The sequence below is a fragment of the Stenotrophomonas geniculata ATCC 19374 = JCM 13324 genome, assembly GCF_001431625.1.
GTDB classification, from domain to species: domain Bacteria; phylum Pseudomonadota; class Gammaproteobacteria; order Xanthomonadales; family Xanthomonadaceae; genus Stenotrophomonas; species Stenotrophomonas geniculata.
In genome coordinates this window covers 105432-113054 of record NZ_LLXT01000094.1, presented here as the reverse complement: position 1 = coordinate 113054, position 7623 = coordinate 105432, and the positions used below count along the sequence as shown (strand labels likewise).

7 protein-coding genes and 2 rRNA genes are annotated in these 7623 nt (G+C 66.8%); 6 read left to right on the top strand and 3 right to left on the bottom strand.

From position 1 onward, the window contains the following. Both ARC63_RS08555 and rrf read left to right on the top strand, forming a co-directional pair. Positions 1 to 119 (top strand): 23S ribosomal RNA (locus ARC63_RS08555); the annotation flags it as partial. Between the two features lie 127 nt (positions 120 to 246). Next, positions 247 to 361: ribosomal RNA gene (gene rrf / locus ARC63_RS08550) — 5S ribosomal RNA — on the top strand. Between the two features lie 409 nt (positions 362 to 770). On the opposite strand, the gene ARC63_RS08545 is transcribed toward rrf, so the two are convergent. The 3 genes from ARC63_RS08545 to hemH all read right to left on the bottom strand — a co-directional run bounded on the left by ARC63_RS08545 (position 771) and on the right by hemH (position 4980). Then, positions 771 to 2876: a methyl-accepting chemotaxis protein gene (locus ARC63_RS08545; RefSeq protein WP_057503030.1), complete on the bottom strand. Its 2106-nt coding sequence runs from the start codon at positions 2874 to 2876 to the stop codon at positions 771 to 773. 290 nt (positions 2877 to 3166) lie between these two features. Continuing rightward, a complete protein-coding gene (locus ARC63_RS08540) occupies positions 3167 to 4021 on the bottom strand; it encodes an alpha/beta fold hydrolase (RefSeq protein WP_010482418.1) in 855 nt (284 codons plus the stop codon). Then, positions 4018 to 4980, bottom strand: coding sequence for a ferrochelatase (hemH, locus tag ARC63_RS08535; protein ID WP_057503029.1), 963 nt, complete (start codon positions 4978 to 4980; stop codon positions 4018 to 4020). The genes ARC63_RS08540 and hemH overlap by 4 nt, the downstream gene beginning before the upstream one ends. Positions 4981 to 5145: 165 nt before the next feature. Between hemH and ARC63_RS08530 the strand changes: the two genes are divergently transcribed. The 4 genes from ARC63_RS08530 (at position 5146) to tatC (ending at position 7562) form a co-directional block, all read left to right on the top strand. Further along, positions 5146 to 6039, top strand: coding sequence for a lipid-binding SYLF domain-containing protein (locus ARC63_RS08530; protein WP_010482416.1), 894 nt, complete (start codon positions 5146 to 5148; stop codon positions 6037 to 6039). Between the two features lie 75 nt (positions 6040 to 6114). Further along, entirely contained in the window at positions 6115 to 6342 is a 228-nt protein-coding gene (tatA, locus tag ARC63_RS08525) for a Sec-independent protein translocase subunit TatA (protein ID WP_005420453.1), read from the top strand. A 15-nt stretch (positions 6343 to 6357) separates the two neighbouring features. Beyond that, complete coding sequence (gene tatB, locus ARC63_RS08520; protein WP_010482411.1) at positions 6358 to 6816, top strand: Sec-independent protein translocase protein TatB; 459 nt, start codon at positions 6358 to 6360, stop codon at positions 6814 to 6816. Continuing rightward, positions 6813 to 7562 carry a twin-arginine translocase subunit TatC gene (tatC, locus tag ARC63_RS08515; protein ID WP_057503028.1) on the top strand — a complete coding sequence of 250 codons (750 nt, stop codon included), beginning with the start codon at positions 6813 to 6815 and terminating at the stop codon, positions 7560 to 7562. The genes tatB and tatC overlap by 4 nt, the downstream gene beginning before the upstream one ends. The last annotated feature ends 61 nt before the right edge of the window (positions 7563 to 7623 follow it).

The following is a 7623-nucleotide window of genomic DNA, read 5'->3' as shown; positions in this document are numbered from 1 at the left end:
TCTCCCGGGGCACAAGCCCCCTGAAGGAACCATGTAGACTACGTGGTTGATAGGTCAGGTGTGTAAGTACAGCAATGTATTGAGCTAACTGATACTAATGATCCGTGCGGCTTGACCATATAACCTCAAGTTGCCTTGGCTTTACGACAGCGTCGTAAGAGCATCCAAGTGCACGCTACGTCACAAGAACTACGAGAGGCAGGCGCCTTATCCAGCTGTATCGGATGGCGACGCTCCAACCGCCTCCCTGGTGAAATTAGCGCTGTGGAACCACCCGATCCCATCCCGAACTCGGAAGTGAAACGCAGCTGCGCCGATGGTAGTGTGGCTCAAGCCATGCGAGAGTAGGTCATCGCCAGGGTTTACACCCAAAACCCCGCTGCTTGCGCAGCGGGGTTTTTCTTTGTGCGCAGGAAATTCCGGGTAATGCCGGCCACTGGCCGGCAGACGCGTTGATGGAACCGCCGCGAGCGGCGGCGCCAACCAAGGTTGGCGACTACCGATGGCAGAGGGATCAGCGGTAGATCCACGCCATGCGTGGATGCTCCCCGCAAGGAACCCAGGCGCCAACCAAGGTTGGCAACTAACCCACAGCAGGCCCGCGCCGCAATCGTTTGCCAAATAGGTCGACGCCGCGCGTGGATGCTCTCCGCGAGAAACCACGGCGCCAACCAGTGCAGGCCGCTACCGGCGTGACCCATCACGCACAACACGCAAAAAAACGGCGCCCCGCGGGCGCCGTCTTCATCGGGATCACCTGAAAAACGGGATCAGGCGACCAGAGCCTCCTCATGTGCTTCCTGCTGGCGGAACACCGAGACCGCCTCAGTCAGCGTCCCCGCCTGCGACTGCAGCTCACGTGCGGCAGCGGTGGCTTCTTCCACCAGCGCCGCGTTCTGCTGCGTGGCCTGATCCATCTGCACCACGGTCTGGTTGATCTGCTCGATACCGATGGACTGCTCCTGCGACGCTGCGGAAATCTCGCGCATCAGGTGGCTGACATCCTCCACGCCGCCCACAATGCCCTGCATGCGTTGGCCGGCGTCGGCCACCAGCTGGGCACCTTCGCCCACCTGCCGGCCTGCTTCGTCGATCAGCTTCTTGATCTCCTGTGCGGCCGCCGCCGAACGCTGTGCCAGCACGCGCACCTCGCTGGCCACCACGGCAAAGCCTCGGCCCTGCTCGCCGGCGCGTGCCGCCTCCACCGCTGCGTTCAACGCCAGGATATTGGTCTGGAAGGCAATGCCGTCGATGACGCCGGTGATGTCGCCGATCCGCTTCGAGGCACCTTCGATGGCCTGCATGGTATCCACCACCCGCTGCATGGCCGTGTTGCCGTCACTGGCAGCGCTCTGCGTGGAGGCGGCCAACGCACTGGCCTCACGCGCATGGGCGGCGTTCTGGCGCACGGTGGCGGTGAGTTCCTCCATCGATGCTGCAGTCTCCTGCAGGTGCGCGGCCTGGCGCTCACTGCGCTCGGACAATGCGCCGTTGCCGGCGGCAATCTCGCTGGCGGCGGTACTGATCGACGCCGCACATTCCTGGATGCGACCGACCATGCGTGCCAACTGCCCGGCCGTGGCATTGGCATCGCGCTGGATCGCAGCGAAAGCGCCGTGATACTCGCCGTGCATGCGCCGATCCAGATCACCGTTGGCCAATGCCGAGAGCATCTGCCGCACTTCGTTGACGGTGCTGCCGAGCGTATCGAGCAGCTGGTTGATGCCACCGGTCAGGCCATCGAGGAAGCTGGCACCTTCAGTGGCCTGCAGGCGCTGGTCGAGGTCACCGGCCGCTGCCGCTGCAACGATGCCGGCCACGGCGTTCTCCAGCGCGAGCTCATGGGTGCGGTCATGCCACTCCACGGCGAAGCCCAGGCGCATGCCCTGCGCGTCGAACACCGGGGTGACCACCTGGGCGAAGTGCACCGGTCCGATCTGCACCTTGCCGTTGTGCGTGACCTGCAGGCCGTTGAGGATGGCGCGGATACGGTCCGGGTTGGCATGGAAACGATGGATGCTGCTGCCGACCAGGCGTTCGGCATCGAAATCGGGGCAGGCCTGTCGCAGCGTCGCCTGCTGGTTGCGCAGCAGGGCTACCACCGAGCGGTTCACATAGCGGATCACGTGGTCGTTGTCAGCGATCATCATCGCGGTCCGCGAGGCATCCAGCGCCTGGCGGATCTGCGCGTTCTCGGCATGGGCCGCCGCCTCGCGTCCACGCTGTGCCTGCACGTGGCGTGCGGTGTCGGCCAGGGCGTGGGCGAGTGAACCCGGTGCATAGGCGCTGGTGTCGGCATGTGCACCAAGATCGGCACCGGTGGCGATGTCACGTGCCAGCGCGGCAAGCCGATGCGGGCCATGGCCAAGGGCTTCGGCCTGCTGCCGAAGGCGCAGTGCGGCCTGGCCGAGGAACAAGGTCAGGCCCGCGAACATGCCGGCCTGCAGCAGCGTTGGCCACGCGGCAGCGCCCGCCTGCAGCGGTGCCAGCAGCGCGAGCGTGCCGACGCCACCGGCCAGCCACACCGGAAGGCGATCGCGGTGGCCCAGCAGCACGCCCAGCAGGAGGGCAATCGGCAACGCCGGTGACAGGCCGGCGATCGCGCACAACACGGCCAGCTGCAGCGACAACAGCAATGCCAAGCCGTTGCGGGCGACGGCCCGGCCTGCCTGCGGTCCGCCGAACCACGCGGCTGGCAGCACGGCGACGGCCACCAACGCGGCGGCCTGCAGCTGCGGACCACGCAGGGCCAGCACCAGGCCAGCCAGGGCCAGGACCGCGCTGCCGATCAGCAGGCGGCGGTCAGCGCGGCGGGCGAGCTGCTGCAGATGCGGCAGTCGGGCGGTATCGGGGGGACGGGAGGATGCAACGGACATCGGCGACTCCTGGATCAGCAAACGACAACGGCCACGCCGCGGCGCACGCAGGAGTGCGTGACCAGGGCGCGAGCCGGGAATTCGGGGAATGCGACGCGATCAGCGACGCGGAGACGGGACACCGTGACCACATCCTGTGGGTGGCGGTGCAATGGAGCGGGCATGCGGACTTCCTTGCAGAACCAGACACACGCCGCAGGCCCGACCGGACCTGCGTGCTGCGGACGCAAGGGCCCGCAACTGATGTATCGGCCGCAGACGCGCAGAGTGAAGCGCGCCGGTGCCTGCGCTCAGCCGCCGTTGTCGTTGTTGAAGAAGTGCAGGATCACATCTGCGATCTGTTCCGGATCTTCCATGTGCAGGTGATGGTTGCCGGCAAACACCGCCAGACGGCCATTGCGCAGGTGCTGCAGGCGATCACTGCGCATCGGCTCGGGATAGTAGGACTGTGCCGGCGTGGCGTAGATCACCTGCGTCGGGCAGGCAATGGCCTGCAGCAGGTTGTCGATCTGGCCTTCGCTGAGGCGGATCGCAGTGGGCAGCATCAGGCGCGGGTCGCTGCACCAGCGGTAGCCGCCTTCGACAGGCTCCACGCCGCGCTCGACCAGCAGCCGTGCACAGCGTTCGCTGAGCTGGTTGGTCATCATCCGCGCGCGGATCGGCGCGGCGAGGTCGGGGAACACGCGCAACTGCTTTCGTGCCAGCCCACGCGTGGCATTCACATGCTCGCGCAGGCGGTTGGCGGTTTCTTCCTCGGGACCACGCAGGCCGCCGAGTGCTTCGATCGCCACCAGCCGTTCGACCCGATCACTGACCGAGGCGGTGAGGCTGGCGATGCCGGCGCCCATCGAATGGCCGAGCAGGTTGAAGCGGTCCCAGCCCAGTGCATCGGCGACATCGAGTACGTGGCAGATCGCGGCGGCCGTGGTGTAGCTGGCACCCGCCGGCAGATGCGCGCTGTGGCCGTGACCGGGCAGGTCGATCGCCACCAATTGCAGCGACGACAGATGCGGCGCCAGCGGCACGAAGCTGGCCGCGTTGTCGAGCCAGCCATGCAGGGCCAACACGCGCGGGCCGTCGCCGTGGTTGCGCAGGCCGGCGACGCGCGCGCCACCGACCTCCAGTTCAAACGGCTGCAGACTCATGCCAGCGAGGCCACGGCCAGCCGCGCCAGGGCGCGAGCGTGTTCCGGATCGGCGTTGAGGCACGGGATGTAGCGCATCGTCGCGCCGCGCTCGGCCAGCGTCTCGGTGAACCCCAGCGCCACTTCCTCCAGCGTTTCCAGGCAATCGGTGGCAAAGCCCGGGCAGACAACGTCGATCTGCTTCACGCCGGATTCGGCCAGCGCCCACAGGCTGGGTTCGGCATAGGGCTGCAGCCAGCGCTCGCGGCCAAACCGCGACTGGTAACCCATCTGCCACTCGTCCCTGCCCAGTTCCAGTGCCCTGGCGATGGCCTGTGCACTGGCCTCGCAGCGCTGCGGATACGGATCGCCTGCATCGGCCAGGCGCTGCGGGATGCCGTGGAAGGAGAACATCAGCTTCTGGCCGCGACCGTGCTCTTCCCAGTAGCGGCGGATCGAGCCGGCCACGGCCTCGACCCAGCCCGGATCGACCGAGTAGTCGCGCACCAGGCTGACGGTTACGCCCGGGTTGCGGCGCTGCCACGCATCGACGCGGTCTTCGACCGAGGCGGTGGTGGTGGTGGAGTACTGCGGGTACAACGGCAGCACGACGATGCGACGCGCGCCTTCGGCGGCGAGGCGGTCGAGCTCGCTGGCCAGGGCGGGTTCGCCATAGCGCATCGCATGGCGAACCTTCAGGGTCGGCAGCAGGGCCTGCATCGCCTGCGCCAGCTGCCGGGTGTGCACCATCAGCGGTGAGCCGTCGGGCAGCCAGACCTGGGCGTACTTGGCCGCCGAACGGCCGCTGCGCAGCGGCAGGATCAACCCGCGCAGCAGCGGCTGCCACAGCAGTGCCGGGATCGAGACCACGCGGGGGTCGGACAGGAATTCAGCCAGGTAACGGCGTACGGCGGGGGCCGTCGGCGTCTCGGGCGTGCCTAGGTTGACCGCCAGCACGGCGGTATCGGGTGCGTCGAGCATGGGCGGTATTGTCGCCGATCCGGCGCCGTGCCGGGATGCAGGGTTCGGATTGCAGGCATAGCGCGCGTCAATGTGAGCAGGGAACGCTCATTGGAGATTCATGACAACACTACTAATTTCAGTCACTTGCTATATCTTCCTATGGACTGACTTCTGGAGCCTGCCATGCGTCGCCCGATCCAAGCCCTGCTGATCGCCGCCAGCCTGCTGTCCAGCCAGGCCATGGCCGGACCGCAGGAAGACCAGCGTGCCCGCAATGCCGTGCGCGTGCTGGCTGAAATCCAGGAAATCCCTGAACAGGGCATTCCGGACAAATTGCTCGACGAAGGCCGCGCGGTCATCGTCATTCCCGACACGATCAAGGCCGGTCTGGTCATTGGCGGTCGCCGTGGCCACGGCCTGATGTCGGTGCGCATGCCCAATGGCGCCTGGTCCAATCCGGTGTTCGTCAAGCTCACTGGCGGCAGCATCGGCTTCCAGGCCGGTGTGCAGTCCTCCGATGTGGTGCTGGTGTTCCGCAACGACCGCAGCCTGGACAATCTGGTCAACGGCAAGTTCACGCTGGGCGCCGATGCCGGTGTCGCCGCCGGCCCGGTCGGCCGCAATGCCGCCGCTGCCACCGACGGCCAGCTGAAAGCCGAGATCTGGTCCTGGTCGCGCGCACGCGGCCTGTTCGCCGGTGTCGCGCTGGATGGTGCGGTGCTGCAGATCGATGATGCCGCCAATCTGGATGCATACGGCAGCAACACCACGCCGCGCATGATCTTCGAAGGCCGCGCCGCCGGTTCGCCGTCGATGGATGTGGTCGCCTTCCGCGATCGCCTGGAAGAGGCCACCTACGCCGCGCGCAACAACCGCAGCGGCAACGGCGGCAGCGCCCCGCGTCCGGCAGCGGCCCCGGCGGTTGCTCCAGCGCCTGTTCAGGCAGCGCCGGCCGCCCCAGCCGAGGCCACCACCGCGCCGCTGCAGAACGTGCCGCAGAACCCGCCGCCGCAGCAGCAGGGTTTCCAGCCGGTCAACGACGGCGAAATCCGCACGGAAACGCTGGGCGGAAACTGACTTTCGTCACGCGCGCCGGCTAACACCCGGTGCGCTATGCTCGACAGCCTGATCACTAACGTAACGAGCGTCTTTATGGGCAGTTTCAGCATCTGGCATTGGTTGGTCGTGCTGGCCATCGTCCTGCTGGTGTTCGGCACCAAGCGCCTGACCAGCGGCGCCAAGGATCTCGGTTCGGCGGTCAAGGAATTCAAGAAGGGCATGCGCGACGAAGACAAGCCGAACGCGCAGCTGGGCGATGAGTCGCGCAGCCAGGACGCCTCGCGCACTGCGCAGGACGAGCACGACCGTAACGCTCGCTGATCCGGAGCGGTTGCGGTGTTCGATATCGGCTTCAGCGAACTGCTGGTGATTGCAGTGGTCGCCCTGGTGGTGCTCGGTCCCGAGCGCCTGCCCAAGGCGGCCCGCTTCGCCGGCCTGTGGGTGCGTCGTGCCCGCAATCAGTGGGATTCGGTGAAACAGGAACTGGAGCGCGAACTGCAGGCCGAGGACATCAAGCGGCAGATGCAGGACGTGCGCCAGGGCATGCAGGACACCGAGAACCAGCTGCGCGCCAGCGGTGAAGCGATCCGTCGCGAAGCGCAGGAGGCCCAGCAGCAGGGCGATACGCTGGCGCAGGAGGTTCGCGCACCGGCGCCTGCGGATCTGCCGCCGCATATGAGCGCTGCGCCCGATGCCGATGCGCCGGCACAGGAGAGCGTTGCTCCCGAGCCGACGCCGGCGACACCCCCTGAAGCCGGTGCGCCGCCGCCGCAGAGCACGGAGCGCCAGCCATGAGTGAACAGGATTTCGGCGAAAGCTCGCTGGTCGAACATCTGGTGGAACTGCGCGGCCGCCTGGTGCGCGCACTGCTGGGCCTGGGCGTGTTGCTGCTGGCCCTGCTGCCGTTTACCCAGAAGCTGTACAACGCGCTGGCCGAACCGCTGGTGTCGCAGCTGCCGAACGGGCAGACGATGATCGCCACCAACCCGGCCGGTGCCTTCTTCGCACCGTTGAAGCTGACCTTCTTCGTGGCCCTGTTCGTGGCGGTGCCTTGGCTGCTGTACCAGCTGTGGGCGTTCGTTGCCCCGGGCCTGTATGCGCGTGAGAAGCGCCTGGCGGTGCCGTTGCTGGTGTCGTCGGTACTGCTGTTCTACACCGGCTGCGCCTTCGCCTACTTCCTGGTGCTGCCGGCGGTGTTTCATTTTCTGACCACCTTCAGCCCGGACGTGATTGCGATCACTCCGGATGCGAATGCCTACCTGGATTTCGTGCTGGCGATCTTCTTCGCTTTCGGCGGCAGTTTCGAACTGCCGGTGGCGATGGTGATCCTGGTGCTGCTCGGCTGGGTGACGCCGCAGCAGTTCAAGGAAGGCCGCGGTTACGCGATCGTCGGCATCTTCGTGGTGGCGGCGGTGCTGACCCCGCCGGACGTGGTGTCGCAGCTGATGCTGGCGATCCCGATGTGCCTGCTGTACGAGCTGGGCATCCACGCCGCACGCTGGCTGGTGCCGTCGTCGGTAGTGAAGAAACCCGCCGCCTGATGCGGTAGCGCCGGGCCATGCCCGGCGTGCCGGGTTCGATGTGATGCCACCGCCGGGCATG

Bases quoted from the DNA above. Each gene is read 5' to 3' on its own strand.
- ARC63_RS08545 (WP_057503030.1), bottom strand. From the start codon at position 2,876: ATGTCCGTTGCATCCTCCCGTCCCCCCGATACCGCCCGACTGCCGCAT.
- ARC63_RS08540 (WP_010482418.1), bottom strand. From the start codon at position 4,021: ATGAGTCTGCAGCCGTTTGAACTGGAGGTCGGTGGCGCGCGCGTCGCC.
- hemH (WP_057503029.1), bottom strand. From the start codon at position 4,980: ATGCTCGACGCACCCGATACCGCCGTGCTGGCGGTCAACCTAGGCACG.
- ARC63_RS08530 (WP_010482416.1), top strand. From the start codon at position 5,146: ATGCGTCGCCCGATCCAAGCCCTGCTGATCGCCGCCAGCCTGCTGTCC.
- tatA (WP_005420453.1), top strand. From the start codon at position 6,115: ATGGGCAGTTTCAGCATCTGGCATTGGTTGGTCGTGCTGGCCATCGTC.
- tatC (WP_057503028.1), top strand. From the start codon at position 6,813: ATGAGTGAACAGGATTTCGGCGAAAGCTCGCTGGTCGAACATCTGGTG.